This is a genomic window from Streptomyces sp. NPDC054842 (assembly GCF_053611025.1).
This window is the reverse complement of the sequence record NZ_JBSGZN010000052.1, coordinates 36,017-53,731: the sequence shown is the minus strand read 5'-3', so window position 1 is coordinate 53,731 and position 17,715 is coordinate 36,017. Positions and strand designations below refer to the sequence as shown.

Here is a 17,715-nt window from a genome sequence, read left to right as displayed (position 1 = left end):
GCGGGGTCCCGCACACGGCTGCCTGCTCACCGCCGCCGGCGTCGAGCGGAAATTTTCAGTTACCGGTCAGCCGAGCGGGGTCGTCCGGATCGCGGCGATGTCGAACTGCAGCCGCACCTTCTCGCTCACCATGGCGCCGCCCTCCGCCAGCCTGGTGTCGTACGTCAGCCCCCACTCGGAGCGGTTGATGGTGGTGGTGCCGTCGAAGCCGACCCGCTCGTAGCCGAACGGGTCGACGACGTTCCCGATGTAGGTGAGTTCGAGCACCACGGGCCGCGTCACCTTCTTGATGGTGAGGTCCCCCGTCATGCGGTAGACGTCGGGACCCGCCAACTCCACGGCCGTACTGGTGAATCCCATACGCGGATAGCTGCGCGCGTCCAGGAAGTCGCGGCCGGTCAGGTGGGCGTCGCGCTGCTCCACGCCGGTCTCGACGGAAGCGGTGAAGAGCACGATCTCGGCTTGGGAACGGGAGGGGTCGCGGCCGTCGAAGTACAGACGGCTCTGGTACTCGGTGAAGGAGCCCCGCACCGTGGTCACCATGGCGTGGCGGACCGAGAAGCCGATCCTGCTGTGCGCGGGGTCGATGACCCACTCCCCCGTCAGGGCGGCCAGGCGGGGGTCCGGACGGACGGCCGAGGCGACGCCGGACGAGCCGTACGCGGGCTCGGACACGTCGGGTGAGGTCGTGCGGCGCGACGATGCGCCGCGGGTGAACAGATTCATAAGACACCTGGTTACTTGACCGGCGGTAATTGCGCAAGCATTTCGCAGGCGGACAGAGATTGTCCGACCCCGTATCCGGCGATACGCACACCGTTTCCAGCACCAGGACATTCACGCTTTCCACACATCTTCAGTGGCATTCATATCGACATCGGGGGCACGGCCCGGGGACGCTTCGGTAACCCCGTCGCCATCGTGCGGGCGAGTGCTCACGTCCCCATGGGCCCCGTTGCCGCCCGCACCGGTGGCGCCGCACAGGTGGGTGATCGCGCACGAAACCGGGACGACCAGGACCTCGGGGCGAGCCGGTGGACCCCGAGCGACCGGGCGGCTCAGGGCAACGCGGACGGGCACTCCCGCCTGATCGTTTTCGGCCGGCCCCCTTCCCCTGGACCGCGCCATTTCAGCGCACCATCATTCCGCCTGGCCGAAATCGCCGGTCGGATTTCGTTAAGCGGGAAGCGTCGCACCGCCCCGCCGTCGACATGCGCACCCTTTCCGTTTTCAGCAGGATCGGCCTTCGGCTGTAAAAGAAATGTGCGGGCGGGGCATTCGGCGGTCCGCGGTGCTTTCCATCCCAAGCCGGACCGCGTCGGCCATATCGGCATCCCGCGCCGGACCACCGCATCAGGTACTCGGGGCTCGGCGGTCCGACGAGGCGTCGCGGTGTGTCACGGGCATCACGACCCGGTCAGCGGAGTGCGTGGCGGTCCGCCCACGCGGCGATCGACGCGGCGATCTCCTCGGGTCGGTCCTCCGGGGCGTGGTGCCCGGCCCTGCCGCAGTGGACCGTCTCCAGTGAGGCCATGTGACGGGCGCACCAGTCGGCTGTCTCCGCGTTGACGAGCAGGGTGGGCGTGCCCTCGAAGGTCATGAGCAGCTTGGGTACGTGCGCGCTGGCCGCGAGCCACGGCTGGTACGCCTCCAGGCGGGCCACCAGTTCCGGCGGTTCGCCTCCGAGCGGGAGCTGGCGGGCCCAGGCCAGGAGGGGCCGCCGGCTCTCCGGCGTCGGGTACGGCTCCAGGTACGCCTTGAGGTCCTCGTCGCTCACCGGGGTGAGTACGGCTCCGGAGTACGCGGCGCGCACCAGGAGGTCCTGTTCGAGAACCATCTCCTCGCCGGTGCCGGGCGCGCGGAGGGACTCGACGCGCCGCCGCGCCTGGGCCGACACGTCGTCCCAGGACAGCGGCTTGACGACGCTCTCCAGGAAGGCGACACCGCGGACTCGCCCGGGGTGACGGGCCGCCCAGTCGAGGGCGAGTGCGCCGCCCCAGTCGTGGCCCACGAGTACGACGTCGTCCAGCTCCAGGGCGTCGAACCAGGCGTCGAGGTAGCGGGCGTGGTCGGCGAACAGGTAGGGGATGTCGGGCTTGCCGGAGCGGCCCATGCCGATGAGGTCGAGGGCGAGCAGCCGGCCGCGCCCGAGGCGGGGAAGCACGTTCCGCCAGGTGTGCGAGGAGGCGGGGTTGCCGTGGAGGAGGACCACGGGTGTCCCGCTCCCCGTCTCCTCGTAGTACATGGTCGAGTCGAGTACGTCGATCGTCGGCATGCCGGTGCCCTCTCGTGTGTACGGCTGGTGCTTCGTGATCGGTCGGTGTGCCGGTCGAGCGGATCGGCGTGCCGCGGTGAAGGCGGGTGCCAGGACGTGCGGTCGGCGCGCGCCGCAGTGGGAGCGGATGCCAGGACGTGCGGTCGGCGCGCGCCGCAGTGGGAGCGGATGCCAGGACGTGCGGTCGGCGTTCCGAGGCAGGACCGGTTATCGGATGTGCGGGGCGATCCGTTCGTGACGTCCCTGCCGTGCACGGCGTTCCCCCCGATCGCATGTCGCGCGCGAGAGCCGACCGTACCGTTGGGCGCACTAACGTTAGCGCCACAAACGAAGCTACATCGTTAGGGTGACTAACGCAACGGGTAGGGTGGCGGCATGAACAACGCGGCCGAGCAGGGTCACCCCATGGACGAGGGCGGGGACGTGACGCCCGCACGGCTGCGCGGCATGCCGAGCCGGCTCCTCTCCCACGCGGCCCTGCAAGCGGAGCGGCTGGTGAACGAGGGGCTGGCGGGCGTGGACGCGCGCAAGTGGCACTACGCCGTGCTCGTGGCCCTCCAGGACTCCGGTCCCGCCAGTCAGTCGGTCCTCAGCCGCCGCACCGGCATCTATCGCAGCGACCTGGTCGCCGTCCTCAACGAATTGGCCGCGGGCGGCCACGTGGAACGCACTCCCGACCCGGCCGACCGCCGCCGCAACGTCATCACGATCACCGCGTCCGGCCGTCGCCGCCTGAACCGGCTCGACGAGCTGCTCACGGAGGTGCAGGACCAGTTCCTCGCGCCGCTGGCAGCACCCGAGCGCGAACAGCTCGTCCGGCTGCTCACCCGCCTCGTGGACCACCACGCGCGGAAGGAGCCACGCGCCGCCGACGGCCGACCGGCCCGGCAGCCCGAAGCACAGGGCCGGCCACCCGCGTGACAGCTCCGCCTCGTCACGCGACCCGACGACGCCGGTCCGCCTCCGCGCTCCCCCGTGTGTGCCGCCGGATGCCGCCTGACGCCTACGCGCCGGGCATCGAGGGGCGCTTACTCGCCGTCAGCGGGGTACACGGGCTGTGCACGCATCCGCTGCACCGACCTCGTCACAGGAGGAAAGCCGTGCCAGGCATGATGAACAAGATCAAGGAGTTCGCCAAGAGTCCGCAGGGCCGGCGCACCATCGAGCAGGTACGCCGCACCTCCGCCGATCCGCGGCGCCGTGCCCAGGCGCAGCGTCTCCTGGGCAAGCTGCGCGGGCGCCACTGACATCGGCGCGGAACCGGTACCGCCGGGCGCGACCGGCGGCGGCACCGGAGAGGGACGGGGTGGGGCACGTGCCTGAGTGTGCGCGCGGGACGTGCCGCCCCACCGGTCGCACCTCTCCCGCGGAGACGGCGGTGCGGGCATCGCCCGCTCAGCGCCGCCGCGGTCTCGGCGCCGGCCGCCTCGCGGTGGCCCTGCGCCTGACTCGAAAAAGCTGACCGATCCGGCCGGGACCCGCGCGAGCGTCGGCGCGGAGGGAAGCCGGAGGGCGGCGAATCCGCACGCCCGGTCCGTTTCGGCGTACCGGTCGGAGCCCTGCGGGCCGACCGGTACGGAAAGTCAGACCGCGGCCCGGAGCGGCCCCTGCTCCTCCGCCTGTTCGCCGGCCGGGTCCTCGGAGTCCTCGGCGGCGCGCGCTCCCGCCGCGCCGAGTTCGGCGGCGCGCTCGGCCGTGATGACGAGCCGGCCGAGCACCGCGGGCACGGCGATCGCGGGCAGCAGGTGCTCGAACAGTGTCACCACACGCACTTCGAGGTCCTCGCGCGCGGCGAGGATCTGCGAGTACACCTGCACTCCCGTCCACGCCGCCGAGAACAGCCAGGCACTCTCGGCAGGGTCGACGTGGGGCAGCAACTCGCCCTGTTCCTTGGCCTCGTTGAGCAACCATCTCGACGCGTCGATCCACTGCGTCAGTGCCGCCGTGCCGAACTGCGCCCGCATGTCCTGCTCCAGCGAGAGCCGGGCCACCGCGCTCACCATCGGGTCACGGCGCATCTGGTACGCCACCAGCAGGCCCGTGTCCACGAACTCCTGGAGCCGGGAGGCCTGCCGTCCGACCGTCACCGCGGCGAACTGCTGGCCCAGCACCCCTTCCGCCAGAGCCTGTTTGGAGGGGAAGTGGAAGTACAGGGCACCCTTCGTCACACCCGCCCGCGCCAGCACCTCGCCGATCGTGGCGGCCTCGTAGCCACGTTCGTCGAACACCGCCGCAGCGGCGTTGAGGATCGCCAGCTTCGTACGGACCGCACGCTCCTGACGCGCCACCAGACCTCCCGAAGTTCACGTGCACTCGATCAAGCGGGGCACCGCACCGGGCGCGTCCCCGTATGACCACATGGGTGTTCCTTTGCCGTCGCCCTCTAGAAACAAAACCAGGTAGTCCGTATTTTCACAAGCCACTACACCGTTCAGCACCCGATGAACAGGAACAGAAGGCCCGCTTCCGGCCACCCGGCGGCACCCTACGCACCACAGCAGACACGCTGAGCAACCCGTTCCTCCACCGTCAGGGAGCCCCGATGCCGCCCACTCTGCTCGTCACCGGACCCCGCGGTTTCATCGGGCGGCACATCACCGCCGCCGCCCGCAGAAAACCGGACGTCCGGCTTCGACTCCTCACTCGTACCCCCGATGTGTCGCCCGCCGACGACCGGATCGGCACCGTGACCGCCGATCTGGGCGATCCGCGTTCCCTGCGCGGCATCTGCGAGGGCGTCGACGCGGTGGTGCACTGCGCCTCCGGCATCGGCACCGAGGAAGCGGCCCTGCGCGCCGTCAACGATCTCGGCACCCGGGCCCTCGTCGAGGACGCCCGGCGCCACGGCGTGCGCCGCGTCGTCTACGTCGGCACGGCCGCCGTGTACGGCCACGGCCCCTTCCACGGGGCGGGCGTCGAGGACCTGGTGCCGGCTCCGGAGTCGGCCACCAGCCGTACCCGCGCCGCCGCCGAGCGCCATGTCCTGGACGTCGGCGGCACCGTCCTGCGCCCCCACCTCGTGTACGGCACCGGGGACCGCTGGGTCGTGCCGGGCCTGGCGGGGCTGCTGCGCCGTCTCGGCGCGGGCGTGGACACCCCCGCCCTGCACTCCGCCGTCAACGTCGCCGACCTGGCGCGCCTGGTGCTCGCCGCCGCCCTCACGGACGGCGATGTCACCGGCGCCCACCACGCCAATCATCCCGTCCCGCTGGCCGTGACGGACCTGATCGGCCTCGTCCTCGACCGGTTCGGCCCGCCGCGCCCCGCTCTCACGCCGGAGCAGGCTCTCGACCGGGTGCGGGGGAACGCGCGGGCACATCACCACCTGACCATGCTGACCAACCACCACTGGTTCACCGGAGACGAGCTGTGGCACCGGCTCGGCGTGGACCCGGGCGCGCCGCCCGCGCTGCAGCTGCCCGAGCACGTGCCGACCGGCGCGGAGCAGCCGGCGGGCCGGTGACGCGGCAGGCACGCTGCTGTCCTCGATGCCCGTCCGCGGTCACCGGGGGCGATCGGCGGCGCAGCTCACGCAGGTGCGCGCGGCGGGGCGCACCTCCAGCCGTTCCGGCGGGATGGGCGCTCCGCACCGGTCGCACCATCCGTACGTGCCCCGCTCATGCCGCTCCAGCGCGCTGTCCAGGTCGGTCAGGTGCTCACGCGCACGGGCCAGCAGCGCCGCGACGTGCGCGCGCTCGAAGGCGGTGCTCGACCCCTCGGGATCGTGCTCGTCGTCGACCGCCACCAGCGCGTTGGCCTGCACGATGCCCTCGAAGTCGCGCTCCAGGGCCGCGATCTGCTCGTAGGTGCCCCGGCGCTCGGCGGCGAGCCGTTCGCGGACCGGGTCCGGGGCCCCGTCGGGGGACGCGGCGCCCTCGGGTGCGGTGCTCATGCACAGGAGAACGGTCTCGGACCCCGGCCTGTTCCGGTTGCCGTCCCCGGGTCTGCGGGCGGCGTGCGGTCAGTCGTCCGGCAGGACTTCGCGGAGTGCCTCGTCCAGGTCCCGGGCGAGCCGTCCGTCGCTGGGCGGGTCGGCCGTGAGGAGCCGGCCGAGCTCGGTGGTGAAGGTCTGGGTGAAGGCCCCGTAGAACGGGGTGCGGGGGCGCTGCACGGCCCGCGTGAGCGCCGGCAGCAGGACGGTACGGGCGTAGGCGGGTCTGCCGTGGTCGTCCCGTGGCATCCGGTCGGCGCTCTCGCCGGATGGCGCACCGGTGGCGTCGGGCGTCGCGGCGGACGGCCCGGCCGAACGGCACACCACGGTGTCGTCCTCGTACGCCGACACCCGGGTGGCGGCGAATCCGGCGTCGAGCAGGCACCGTTCGCTCTCCTCGCTGGTCAGGAACCTGATCAGGTCGGTGGCGGCGTCCCGCTGTCCGGAGGACCGGGTGACGGCGAGGTTCTGCCCGCCGAGCACCGCCCTGCCGGGGAGCGTGGTCACGCCGAGCTGCGTCCCCCGCAGGGACTGGTGGAGGCTCTGGTAGGCGTAGGGCCAGTGCCGCAGGAACGCCGTGCGGCCGTTCGCGAAGTCGGTGAGCGAGCCCGCCTCGTCCGACCGGAGGGCGTCCTTGAGGAGGTACGAGGACTGTGTGCGGTTGCGCAGTTCCGCGAGGCCCCTCTCCAGGGCCGCCACGGAGGCGGTGTAGCGGCCGTCCCGGTCGGTGAGGGTGACGCCGCCCGGGGCGGACGCGAACGCCTCGATGCCATTGACGGTACGGCCCTCGTACGCGCCGAACTGCGCCGTCCAGCCCTTCTCGTAGTCGCGGGGCCGGTCCTCTCCGGTCTGCTCGCCGAGGGTCTCCATCAGTTCCTGCAACGTGCCCCGGTCGAGCCCCTTGCTCAGGTCGGTGTTCCGGATACCGGCCTTCTTCAGGTAGTCACGGCGGTAGTAGAGCAGGCCGACATCGCTGTTGAACGGCACCGCGTACACCTGGCCGTCCCAACGCGCCGTGCTGGCCACGGACTTGATGACGTCGTGGTCGTCGACCAGTTCCTTCGGCAGCGCGCGGATCAGCCGCGCCTCGGCGAACTCCGGCACCCAGGTGACGTCGAGGTTGACCACGTCGTACTGCGCGCTGTCGGACTGGAGGGCGCCCAAGAGCTGGCTGCGCTGCTGGTCGGCGGAGCCCGGGAGTTCCACCAGGCGCGCACGGCGACCGGTGCCGCGGCGGTCCTGCTCCGTGTTCCACGCGTCGATGAGCCGCTGCCGGATGCCGCCCCTGCCGGTGACGTCACGCCCGCTGGCCACGACGATGTCGCCCGCCGCGCCCGGGGTGACGGTGGCCCCCGGCTGCCCGGAGGTGCCGCCGCCGGTGCAGGCGGCGCACGCCGTGAGGAGGGCGGCGAGCCAGAGCCGTCCCGCACGCACGCCCGGTCGTCTCATTCGTCCCCCGTTCCGGTCCGCGCCACCTCGTCGCGCAGTCCCGCGACGAGGTCGGTCCTGGTGTCGAGGCAGCGTCCGCCGCTCGCCTCGGAGATGCGCGCGTCGGGCCTGTCCCGGTCGCAGGCGCCGTCGTCGAGGGCCGCCATCACGACGGGAACACCCCGCTCGCGCGCCGACGTCAGGATTCCGCCCAGTGCGTCGCCGTCGGCCAGGCGGTCGTTGTCCTCGTCGTCGGTGACGTAGACGATCAGCTGGGGGCGCTCGTCGTCCCTGCCCCGCCCGGCCATGTGGTCGAGGGCCGCGGTGAGCGCGCCGGCCGGGTCGGCCTCGGCGTCCCGGACGGCTGCCTCCCGGTCGATGGTCCGCTCCGCGTCCGCCCGCCGGTGGCGGTCGAAGGGCAGGAGGACCTCGTACGGGCCGCCGTCCCGCGAGGCGACCGCCCAGATCCCGTACTCGTCGCGGTCGCCGAGCCCGCCGAGCGACTGTTTGAGGATGCCCGGGGCGCCGCCCGCCCCCTCCCACAGGTCCCCCATCGAACCGGAGCTGTCGAGGAGGAACAGGACGCGGCCCGGGCCGTTGGCGTTGCGATACCGCTCCAGGGCCGTCGTCATCGCGTCGCCGGTGGCCGGTTCCGGGAGGTGGCCGGGGCGGGTCAGCGTGCCGGTGCCGGTGCCGTGGGCGGCGAGGAAGTCGTGGTGCTTCGAGACGGCACGGAAGCCGTCCTGTGCGAACACGTCGAGTCCGCCCCGCTCCTCGCCGCCGCCGCTCACCAGCCAGTCGTGGAAGCGCCCGACGGCCTCGTCCCGCGCGTCCCGGTCGCGGTCGGCGTCGTCCCAGCGCACGCGCACGAAGGTGGGGACCAGCGGCGGTATGTCCGTGGGGTACTCGGCGAGCCTCGGCGTGCGGGTCGGGCCGTCGCAGCCGAGCCCGCTGACCATCAGGAACTCGGGGACGAGCGCGGCGGTGCGCTCGTCGGCCTCCCGGTGGTCCGGCAGCGTGCACAGCAGGTCGGAGCCGGTCAGCGAGGGCGGTCCCGGCTGGGCCACGATCCCCTCGGCCCGGCCGACGCTCGTCGCGGAACCGTAGAGACCGACGCTCGCCAGCAGCGCCGAGTCCGTGTACTCGGGGTCGGCGCGCCGTACGTCGGCCTCGTTCTGGCGGCGCAGGAGCTTGTCCCGGAGCGTGGCGAAGGTGGCGCCGGTCCGGTGGCGCACCGACTCCTCGGCGAGGTTCTGCGGCACGGACAGTACCATCGGGGAGTACGCGAACGGGCGGGCGTCCGGTTGAAGCGTCACGTATTTGCGGGGCGGCTCGACCGGCTGCGCCCGTGCCGCGCTCGCCGATGTCGCCGGGATCCAGATGTCCGGCTGGGGGCCGATGTCGCGCTGGGGGTTGAGTTCGTCGCTGACCGGGCGCTGCCAGGGGTCGGACCGGTCGTGGAAGCCCGTCACGGCGTCGGCCGCGCCCGCGCTGTAGACGGTGATCCCGCTGCGCCGGCAGCCGCCGGACGTCGTGTTGGCCGGCGAGGTGAGGTAGGCGTCTTTCGCCTCGCGCACGGTGGACTCGATGTCGGGGTCGGTGAGCAGGCGCAGTTCGAGGGGCGGGCGGCAGGGCGAGGCGCCGGGGTCCGGTCCCCAGGCGACGTAGCCCCCGATGCCCGCGGCACTCAGGACCGTCACCGCGACGACCGTCCGGCGGGGCCGGGAGCGCAGCCAGTGCGGCAGCCGGCCGACGGCCGCCGCCGACAGCACGGCTCGTAGCAGGGGGACGAGCCCTGCGAGGACGCGCCGCGGCCACGGCGCGACCTTCACGGCCCGCCGGTCGGGCCGCCCGGTGGACGGCTTCCGGGCGGGGCCGTCGTGCGGGCGGTGTCCGTGGGGCCTGTCGTCCGGCTGTGTGACGGCCGTCGGCACGGGGACGGTGTCGGGCGGCACGGACGCCGGGGCGGGGCCCGCGAGGACGATGTCGGTGTCGCCCCACCGCTGGGGTTCCCACGGCTCGTTGCGCAGCGTCGTGTAGTGCGCGGACATGTGGGCGGTGAGCGCCTCCGCGAGCTCCTGGAAGGTGACGTCACCGCCGATCCCGTCGGCCCCGCCCTCCAGGAGCCGTACCAGCTCGGCCGTGAACGGCGTCGGGGTCGCGTCGTCGCCCGCGTCGATGCGGTTGTTGGCCTGCGTGCTCATCAGCACGGAGAACCGCCGCCGGTCCGCGAGCGCCTCGCAGACCTGGGCGGCGTTGCCCGCGTTGCAGCAGTCCAGGACGACGACCACGTGCCGGGCCCGGCTGGTGGCCAGCACGGTCAGCACGCTGGAGAAGGGGTCGGCGCCCGGGAACACGGCCCGGCTGCCCGGCACGACGCGCGCGTTGCGCATCTGGAGCCACAGCTCGTCACCCGCGCTGGGCACGGCGCCGTGACCGGCGAAGTAGAAGAGGAGCAGCCCCTCGGCCTCGTCGGCGGCGGTGCGCAGCGACTCGCTGAACGCGTCCAGGTACGGCGACCCGGACACGGTGATGTCGCCTTTGCGGAACACCTCGCCCCGCAGCAGCGCTCCTTCCAGCAGGGCGAGGTTGTGCTCGACGGCGGCGAGATCGCCGGGTACGCCGTGCGGGTCCTTCGGCCGCGTGGAGTCGTAGACGGACACACCGACCAGCAGTGCCCGGTTCACCTCTCCGCGCGGGTCGAAGCGGTGCACCTGCCTACCTCTCGTCGAGGTCCAGCGGGTCGACGTCGTAATCGGGCGGATCGCCGCTCTCGACGGAACGGCGGTTGTCGTACCAGGCCTTGACGCCTCTTCTCACCTGCTTGAACACGATGTCGAACGTGGACTGGGCGGCCGCTCCGCCGAGCAGCAGCAGGATCTCGATCCCGGCGCCCATGGGCCTGCCGTGCTCGTCGGTTCCCTGGTCGTCGCTCCCGGCGCGCTCCTGGAATCTGAGATCGCCGTTCCTGGCCAGTTCCTCCAGCGGTTTCTCCCGCTCCAGCCACTTCTTGAGCGCGCCGATGTCGCTCTGGCTCGCCGTTCCGTCCAGGCGGACCCGGATCGCACGGGTCGCCACACCCTCCCCGTCAGTCATAACTCAGCATCATGGCACGGGTGTTGGTGCCGGGCGAGGGTTCTGCCGGGACGGCGCCCGGCCGGTGGGGACCGGCCGGCGGGGCCCGGATCGCCGTGGGGAGCGCCGCGGAGTGCCCGTGTATCACTTGTGCATCCCCCTTCCCGAACGGCACACACGACGTGCGAAGATGCCCTGCCCCGGTAGGCGTCCGGGGTAGAGGGGAAACTCAGTGAAGTCAAGGAAATTGAGCAGAACGCGGCGGCGCGCCACCATAGTGACGGCGGCGGCCGCATCGGTCGTCGCCGGCGCGGCCATGCTGCCCAACTGGAGTGCCGGCGCGAGCAGCGCCGGAGCCGGTGAGCCCGCGGTGGACGCGGCCACCAAGGCCACCTTCCAGCGGCTGGCGGACGCGGTCTTCACCGACCGCACCGACGCCCTGGTGGACCACAAGCAGAACAAGGGGCGCTCTCCGCTGACGTCCCGCTTCTCGGGCGACGTGGAGCTGTCCTCCTCGCTGGAGAACAAGGAGGACTCCGCGCGGTCCTCGCTGCGCGGCCGCAAGTCCCGCCTCGCCGGCCTCGGTGAGCGGTACAGCTCGGCCAAGACCAGCGTCACCCTGGACAAGACGCGCGTGCGTGACCGGCACGCCACCGTCCAGGTCACCGAGACCACGACGCTGACGTACGAGAAGGTGCGGGGCGACGAGCCGAAGACCACCGGCTTCCAGGCCCACCACAAGCTGACGTTCACGGCGAACCGCTCGGGTGAGTGGCAGCTGACGAACGTGCGCACCACGGACGACGGCTACCTGGCGGTGAACCAGCCGGCCAAGACGACGTTCACGGCCACGACCGCCGACGACAACATGCCCGCCGCCACCCGCTCGGCCACCACCTGGCCCGCACCGGCCAAGGCCAAGAACTTCTCCGCCACGGGCTACGACTACAAGGCCATGGCCGCGTACGCGGAGAAGTACTGGCAGACCTACAACACGGCGTACCCCGACTTCAACGGGGCCGGAGCCGGCGGCGACTGCACGAACTTCGTGAGCCAGTCGCTGAAGGCGGGCGGCTGGAAGCACGTTCCGGGCTACGTCTATGACTACACCAAGTGGTTCGGCAACGCCGACATCCAGTCGGACTCCTTCGTCGGCGTCAACGAGTTCTCCTGGTTCTCGCTGAACTCGAAGCGGGCCACCAGCCTCGCCAACGTCTACCAGATGGACATCGGTGACGTGCTGCAGGTGGACTTCAACAAGGACGGGTCCAAGGACCACACCATGATCGTCTCGTACCGCAGCTCGCGGGGCGTGCCGTACGTGACGTACCACTCCACCAACACCTACCGCAGGTCGGTGGCGAGCATCGTGGCCTCGTACCCGAACGCGGCGTTCTACGCGTACCGCACCTGATCCACCGGCTGGGCCCCGCGGCCGGCACCACCGCACCGGAGTTCTCGGGCGGGCCGGACGCGGGGCTCCGCCGTTTCCGGCGGCGGGGCGACGCGGCCAGGGGACGGTCGCGCGCCCGGCGCTCACAGCCGGTCGACGGCGACCTCCAGACCGCGGATCACGTAGCCCCCTATCTCGTCCTGGAACGAGACCCCGGGCGGTGTCACCATGCGGACGCCCGGCAGGGCGAAGAGGCGGCTGAGGAAGACGTCGGTCTCCGTCATCGCGAGGTCGGCGCCCGGGCAGCGGTGCGGACCGTCGCCGAAGGACAGCCCCATCGCCTTGCCGCTCGTCGTGGGGCGCGCCGGGCACACCAGCAGCGGATCGGCGCCCACCGCCTCGGGATCGGTGTTGGCGTCGTCCACGAAGATGTCGACGCGTGCACCGGCCGGCACGGTGAACGGGCCCGTCCCACCCGGCACTTCGAGGTCGGCGGTGGCTCTGCGGCCGAGGCGGGCGACCACCGGTTCCAGGCGCAGGATCTCGTGGAGCACCGCGAGCCGTTCCTGCGGGTCCCCGGTGCGGAACCGGTCGCGGAGGCCGTCGTCGGTGAACAGGTGCCAGGCGGCGACGCAGATGAACTCGCGGGTGGTGACCATGCCGGCGGCCGCGTAGGTGAGGCACTCCCCCAGGATCTCGGCGTCCTTGCAGCCTTCCGCGATCAGGTGGGAGATGAGGTCGTCGGCGGGCTGTGCGCGGTGGGCGCGGATCGCGGGCCGCACGTCGGCGAGGTAGATGCGCAGCCAGTTGGTGTTCTGGCGGAACAGCCAGTAGATGCCGTGCGGGCTGGTCAGCCCCGGCTTGCCGAACTTCTCGGGGAAGAAGCGCTCCAGCCGGCGCTGGATGCCGGGTCTGCTGCGGGTCAAACCGATGACGCCGCACGCCACGTCGATGGCGACGCCGAAGCTCAGGTCCTCCAGCCGGGCCGTGCCCGTCGTGCGCAGCGGCGTCAGGTGCCGGTCGGTGACGCGCTCCGCGAGTTCCCGGTAGTGCTCGCCCACGCGGCGGGGTGTGAAGTAGCGCGCGGTCTGGCGGCGGTGCTCCCGGTGCTCGGGGCCGTCCCGGTACAGGACGGGACGCCGGATGCGGGCGGGCAGCTTCTCGACGGTCTCGACCCCCAGTCCCGCCTGGACGGTGTCGGGGCTGCGCAGTACGGCGCGGGCCGCCGCGTACCCGCGCACCTGCCACGTTCCGTCGTCGGCGCGTCGCACCGGGCAGCTCTGCCGGGGGTGCCCCCTGTCGATCTTCCGTGCGTCGTCGTCGGTTCTGCTCATCGGCCGGTGCCCTCCGTCGTCGTCGGCCGCCGCGGTGGTGGCCGTCGGTGTGCTCCGACAGACTTCAGGAGAGCGCCGGCGTCCACCAGTACCCGTACAGCCGGGGTCCGGCGCACCGCGGCGGTACGCGGTCCGACGGAGGGGTGTCGTCCGCTCGCACCCGTCCGTAGAAGGCGGCGGGTTCCTTGAGGCCGGCCGGGCCCCGGTGGACGTCGAGGAGCTCCTCCTGCGTCGGAGCCGTTGTCGTGGGCGATCGAGCAGCGGACCCGGGCGACGTACGGGGTGATGTGGGTGAGCAGGCCGTGCATCGCCTGTCTCCCGAGGCTCCGCACCTCGAACTGGCCTCCACCACGCCCCCGTTCAGGGAATCGCAGCGCCTCGTGGTGAGCGAACGGACGGCACCTGGCGGGTAGCGGACGGCCCCTATGCTGACCGCATGACCGATCCGCCGCTCCCCGGCCCGCAAGCGGCTTCCGCCTTCGCGGCCGACGGCACGGACACGCCCGTCCCACGGAGCGACGCCGCCGACGGCGACGCGAACCACCACATCGCCACCTGGACCGTCGAACGCCTGGAAGTGTTCACCGCGCGGACGCGAGGCCCGCACCTCGAAGCGGTGCGCGTCCTGGCGCAGGCATACGCCTACCGTGACGACGAACCCCGGGAGACCCGCCTGCGCTGGGCCCGGCTCGCGCTGCTGGCCAACGAGCGCCTGGACGGCGACGGTCCGTGGGACAAGGCCCGCGCGGCACAGCAGGACTTCATGCTCCGTATGTACATCATCGACGAGGTCGGGCCCGGCGAGGGCGCCTGGAGTCCGGAGGAGCTTGCGGCAGACACCGACAGCGCACTCCCTTCCTCTCCCGTCGAGGCCCGCGCACTCGCCGCGCACTGGCGCGATCTCCCCATCGAGCGGATCGGGGAACTGCGACGGTTGAAGAACCTGACCTCGCATCTCGGCCGGCTGCTGCCCCACCTGCACCCCGGCCCCGTGCGTGACCGCCTTTCCGCCTGGGCGGAGACCCGCCGCCACCTCCCCTGACCCGGACGCGGCGGGCAGGGACCGACGCGTCCGGTGCCGCCCGGCCGCGACCCGCGGGCCGCGTACGAGGGTGACGCGTCCCGCCTCAGCCGGCCACCGAGCAGGAACGGGAGTGATCCCAGTACCGGCGGGTCTCCCTGCTGTCCTCGTCGGTCCCTTCCGGGGCGCCGCAGGTGCACTGGCCGGCGCTGGGGTCGATGAGGTCGGCGGCCTCGCGATGCCCCGCCTCCCGGAGGCGGCCGGCGAGCTGGTGGGCGTAGTCCTCCACGAGGAGCGCGGCTTCCCTGCCCGTACGGCCGGTGCCGTCGCGGCGGAGTTCCTGGACGAGTCTGGCGCGCGCCATCATGCGGGTCGGGCTCCTTCTGCCGTGGGCCGCCGGTGCGTGCGCGGTCCCCGTCAACCTAACAAACGACGGCGCCACGGCTTCCGCGCCCGGAACCGGCGGCCGGATCAGCCCTCGGCGAGCCAGATGTCGGGGCCGAAGACCTCGTAGTGCACGGCGGAGGCCGGCACCCCCCGCTCCAGGAGCTGGGTGCGGACGGCCCGCATGAACGGCAGCGGACCGCAGAGGTAGGCCTGCACACCTTCGGGGAGCGGCGGCAACTGCGCCAGGTCGACCAGCCCGAGCCGGTCGCCCTCCTCCGGGTCCTCCTCGTACCAGAAGTGGACCGTGGCCCCGGGCAGCTTCCCTGCGAGGGCGCGGTGGTCGGCGCGCAGCGCGTGGGCCTGCGGGAAGCGGTCGCCGTGCACGACGGTGACGGGCGCCTCGTAGCGGGTGTCGGCGAGGTGATGGAGCATGGCCAGCATCGGTGTGCACCCGATGCCGGCGGAGACCAGCAGCAGCGGAGCGCCGGGGTCGTCGAGGACGAGATCGCCGTAGGGTGCGGAGAGGTCGATGCGGTCTCCCACGCGCACGTGGTCGTGCAGGTGCCCGGAGACCTCGTTCACCCGCTTCACCGTGATGACACGCGTCGGGTCGGCGGGCGCGCCGGACAGGCTGTACTGGCGTATCTGCCGTGCCCCGTCGGCCAGTTCGACGCGGACGGAGACGTACTGGCCCGGCGCGCAGGAGGGTGCCTCGCGGCCGTCGGCCGGGCGGAGCCGGAAGGAGACGACGTCGTCGGTCTCCGCGACGCGTTCGAGGACCTCCCAGGGACGCCAGGTGTCGCCGAGCAGCACTCCCCGCTCGGCGTACAGCCGGCTCTCGAGGGCGATCAGCGCGTTCGCCATGAGCCAGTACACCTCGTCCCAGGCGGCGGCGACCTCGGGGGTCACGGCGTCGCCGAGCACCTCGGCGATCGCTGCGAAGAGGTGGGTGTGGACCACCTGGTACTGGCCCGCGCTGATGCCGAGCGACGCGTGCTTGTGGGCGATGCGGGCGAGCATGGCGTCCGGGCGGACCTGCGGATGCTCGACGAGTGCCGTCGCGAAGGCGGCGATGGACCCGGCCAGCGCCTGGCGCTGCGTCCCCTCGGCCTGGTTGCCCCTGTTGAACAGGTCCCGGAGCAGCTCGGGGTGAGCGGTGAACAGCCGCTCGTAGAAGCGCTCGGAGATACGCGGCAGTGCCGCCCCCACCGCGGGGAGTGTGGCACGGACAGTCGCTGCGGACGCGTGGGAGAGCACGGCAACCCCTAATACGTATGTTGGATGCTTATTTACGGGTGTGGCGCTTCGCGCGCGGAGGCCCGGTGGACCGGGAGGGGCCGCGCACGTCGTTTTCGAGGTCAGGGCCGCATGTCGCGTCCCCGGCCGATGAGCCCGATCAGTACCGGACCGGTCGGCGGCGCGGTGAGATCCTCGACCGTCAGCGGGTCGAGGGAGGCGTAGAAGGCCTCCTGCGCCTGCCGCAGCGCACCGCGGAGCCGGCAGGCGCCGGCGAGCGGGCACGGCTCGTCCCCTTCGCAGTCCACGACGTCACCGGTCCCCTCCAGTTCGCGGACCAGCCGGCCGATGGACAACGTCCGCCCGTCGGGCGTCAGTTCGAGTCCGCCGCCGCGCCCACGCCGGGACTCGACGACACCCAGGTGCTGGAGCCGGGCCGCGACCTTCGCCAGGTGCGAGTACGGGACGCGCACGACGGCCGCGACGTCACGTGCCGTCGACGGTCCGTCGGCCGTGGCCAGGGCCATGACCGCACGGAGTGCGAGGTCGGTGGACTTCGTCAAGCGCATGGCCGGAGCGTAGATAATACGAATGCTGAATGCAAATTATCCGTCGCCGGATCCCCGACTTGTCCGATCTCTCCGCATATCGCCTTGCCGCCGGGCCGTCGGAACCTGCCCGCCCGGATGCCCGGCGCGCGACCGGGCGACGCGTCGCCGGCCCCGGGCCGGTCCCGGCGGCGGCAACGACCGCCGGGACTACTGGAACGGCTTGACTGGCTGAAGCGGCTTATTGGCTGGACCGATGGGAGCGGCTGGGGCGGCTGCTCAGTCCCGCTGCCAGTCGCTGTAGCGGATCCGCGCGAGGTCCTTGATGTCGCCCATCGCGCCCCACTCGTTCTTCCCCAGGCGGGACAGCGGCCGCAGCAGGCCGATCTCCGGATGCCCGTCCACCACCGTGTCCGCGCGCACGGCGGCGTGCACCACCCGGCCGAACACCACGGTGGAGTTCCCCAGGCACAGGGTCGAGTGCAGACGGCACTCCAGCGCCACCGGCGAGGCGGCCACCCGGGGCGGCTTCACCTTCAGCGACGGTTCCTTCTCGATGCCCACCGCGTCGAACTCGCCCTCCTCGCTGGGGAAGTCGGTCGCGGTGGCGTTGATCTGCTCGAAGAGCTGCTCGGGCGCGAAGTTCACGACGAACTCCCCGGTCTCCTCCACGTTGCGCAGGGAGTCCTTGCGTCCCACGGAGGTGAACTGCACGATCGGCGGGTCGGTGCAGGCGACGGTGAAGAACGAGTGCGGCGCCAGATTGGCGGTCGTGCCGTCGCCCGTGAGGGTCGACACCCACGCGATCGGACGGGGCACGACCACCGCGGTGAGCAGTTTGTAGAACGCACCCTTGTCCATGGACTCGGGTGAATAGTCGATACGCATGTCAGGCAGTATCGCTGGCCCAGAACCTCCCGGCGCAGCCACACCGTATCCCTGACCCGTCGGTGCGCGAGGACCGTCCTCCCGGCCGCTCTCCCGCAGGCCCCGGGCCGCCTTCCCGACGCTGCGGAACGTCCGCCGCCCGGACCTGCGCGGCCTGGAGACCGGCTGGATCGGCTGCATCGGCTGCATCGACGGCACC

At 72.2% G+C, this 17,715-nt stretch carries 17 protein-coding genes; 5 read left to right on the top strand and 12 right to left on the bottom strand.

All coding sequences use genetic code 11. From position 1 onward, the window contains the following. Positions 1-66: 66 nt before the first annotated feature. Together ACWGIS_RS30650 and ACWGIS_RS30645 are read right to left on the bottom strand one after the other, a co-directional pair. The gene (locus tag ACWGIS_RS30650; RefSeq protein WP_453365728.1) at positions 67-726 is read right to left on the bottom strand and encodes a YceI family protein; all 660 of its coding nucleotides are present in this window, start codon (positions 724-726) and stop codon (positions 67-69) included. A gap of 691 nt (positions 727-1,417) precedes the next feature. Further along, positions 1,418-2,275: a haloalkane dehalogenase gene (locus ACWGIS_RS30645; RefSeq protein ID WP_453365727.1), complete on the bottom strand. Its 858-nt coding sequence runs from the start codon at positions 2,273-2,275 to the stop codon at positions 1,418-1,420. 375 nt (positions 2,276-2,650) lie between these two features. Between ACWGIS_RS30645 and ACWGIS_RS30640 the strand changes: the two genes are divergently transcribed. Beyond that, positions 2,651-3,196, top strand: coding sequence for a MarR family winged helix-turn-helix transcriptional regulator (locus tag ACWGIS_RS30640; protein WP_453365726.1), 546 nt, complete (start codon positions 2,651-2,653; stop codon positions 3,194-3,196). Positions 3,197-3,375: 179 nt separating this feature from the next. Further along, the gene (locus ACWGIS_RS30635) at positions 3,376-3,522 is read left to right on the top strand and encodes a hypothetical protein (protein ID WP_355789191.1); all 147 of its coding nucleotides are present in this window, start codon (positions 3,376-3,378) and stop codon (positions 3,520-3,522) included. A gap of 336 nt (positions 3,523-3,858) precedes the next feature. Here the strand turns inward: ACWGIS_RS30635 and ACWGIS_RS30630 are convergent, their stop codons facing one another. Further along, positions 3,859-4,563 carry a ScbR family autoregulator-binding transcription factor gene (locus ACWGIS_RS30630; RefSeq protein WP_453365725.1) on the bottom strand — a complete coding sequence of 235 codons (705 nt, stop codon included), beginning with the start codon at positions 4,561-4,563 and terminating at the stop codon, positions 3,859-3,861. 254 nt (positions 4,564-4,817) lie between these two features. Here ACWGIS_RS30630 and ACWGIS_RS30625 point away from each other — a divergent pair, with 254 nt between their 5' ends. Beyond that, positions 4,818-5,738, top strand: a complete 921-nt coding sequence (locus ACWGIS_RS30625; protein WP_453365724.1) for an NAD-dependent epimerase/dehydratase family protein — start codon at positions 4,818-4,820, stop codon at positions 5,736-5,738. A gap of 39 nt (positions 5,739-5,777) precedes the next feature. On the opposite strand, the gene ACWGIS_RS30620 is transcribed toward ACWGIS_RS30625, so the two are convergent. The 4 genes from ACWGIS_RS30620 to ACWGIS_RS30605 form a co-directional block, all read right to left on the bottom strand. Beyond that, entirely contained in the window at positions 5,778-6,167 is a 390-nt protein-coding gene (locus ACWGIS_RS30620; RefSeq protein ID WP_453365723.1) for a TraR/DksA family transcriptional regulator, read from the bottom strand. Between the two features lie 69 nt (positions 6,168-6,236). Continuing rightward, positions 6,237-7,655, bottom strand: a complete 1,419-nt coding sequence (locus ACWGIS_RS30615; protein WP_453365722.1) for an extracellular solute-binding protein — start codon at positions 7,653-7,655, stop codon at positions 6,237-6,239. Further along, the gene (locus ACWGIS_RS30610; protein ID WP_453365721.1) at positions 7,652-10,348 is read right to left on the bottom strand and encodes a VWA domain-containing protein; all 2,697 of its coding nucleotides are present in this window, start codon (positions 10,346-10,348) and stop codon (positions 7,652-7,654) included. The genes ACWGIS_RS30615 and ACWGIS_RS30610 overlap by 4 nt, the downstream gene beginning before the upstream one ends. A gap of 4 nt (positions 10,349-10,352) precedes the next feature. After that, on the bottom strand, positions 10,353-10,730 hold the full coding sequence (locus ACWGIS_RS30605; protein WP_453365720.1) for a hypothetical protein: 378 nt from the start codon (positions 10,728-10,730) through the stop codon (positions 10,353-10,355). A 211-nt stretch (positions 10,731-10,941) separates the two neighbouring features. Here ACWGIS_RS30605 and ACWGIS_RS30600 point away from each other — a divergent pair, with 211 nt between their 5' ends. Then, positions 10,942-12,123: an amidase domain-containing protein gene (locus ACWGIS_RS30600; RefSeq protein ID WP_453365719.1), complete on the top strand. Its 1,182-nt coding sequence runs from the start codon at positions 10,942-10,944 to the stop codon at positions 12,121-12,123. Positions 12,124-12,245: 122 nt separating this feature from the next. Here ACWGIS_RS30600 and ACWGIS_RS30595 read toward each other — a convergent pair whose 3' ends face one another. After that, a complete protein-coding gene (locus ACWGIS_RS30595) occupies positions 12,246-13,436 on the bottom strand; it encodes a cytochrome P450 (protein ID WP_453365718.1) in 1,191 nt (396 codons plus the stop codon). Between the two features lie 436 nt (positions 13,437-13,872). Here ACWGIS_RS30595 and ACWGIS_RS30590 point away from each other — a divergent pair, with 436 nt between their 5' ends. Next, positions 13,873-14,478 carry a hypothetical protein gene (locus tag ACWGIS_RS30590; protein ID WP_453365717.1) on the top strand — a complete coding sequence of 202 codons (606 nt, stop codon included), beginning with the start codon at positions 13,873-13,875 and terminating at the stop codon, positions 14,476-14,478. A gap of 85 nt (positions 14,479-14,563) precedes the next feature. Here ACWGIS_RS30590 and ACWGIS_RS30585 read toward each other — a convergent pair whose 3' ends face one another. From ACWGIS_RS30585 to ACWGIS_RS30570, 4 genes are all read right to left on the bottom strand, one after another. Beyond that, positions 14,564-14,824: a hypothetical protein gene (locus tag ACWGIS_RS30585; RefSeq protein WP_453365716.1), complete on the bottom strand. Its 261-nt coding sequence runs from the start codon at positions 14,822-14,824 to the stop codon at positions 14,564-14,566. A gap of 104 nt (positions 14,825-14,928) precedes the next feature. Beyond that, on the bottom strand, positions 14,929-16,101 hold the full coding sequence (locus ACWGIS_RS30580) for a globin domain-containing protein (protein ID WP_453365715.1): 1,173 nt from the start codon (positions 16,099-16,101) through the stop codon (positions 14,929-14,931). A 101-nt stretch (positions 16,102-16,202) separates the two neighbouring features. Next, positions 16,203-16,649: an RrF2 family transcriptional regulator gene (locus tag ACWGIS_RS30575; protein ID WP_453365714.1), complete on the bottom strand. Its 447-nt coding sequence runs from the start codon at positions 16,647-16,649 to the stop codon at positions 16,203-16,205. A 258-nt stretch (positions 16,650-16,907) separates the two neighbouring features. Further along, entirely contained in the window at positions 16,908-17,516 is a 609-nt protein-coding gene (locus ACWGIS_RS30570) for a flavin reductase family protein (RefSeq protein WP_453365713.1), read from the bottom strand. Positions 17,517-17,715: the final 199 nt, after the last annotated feature.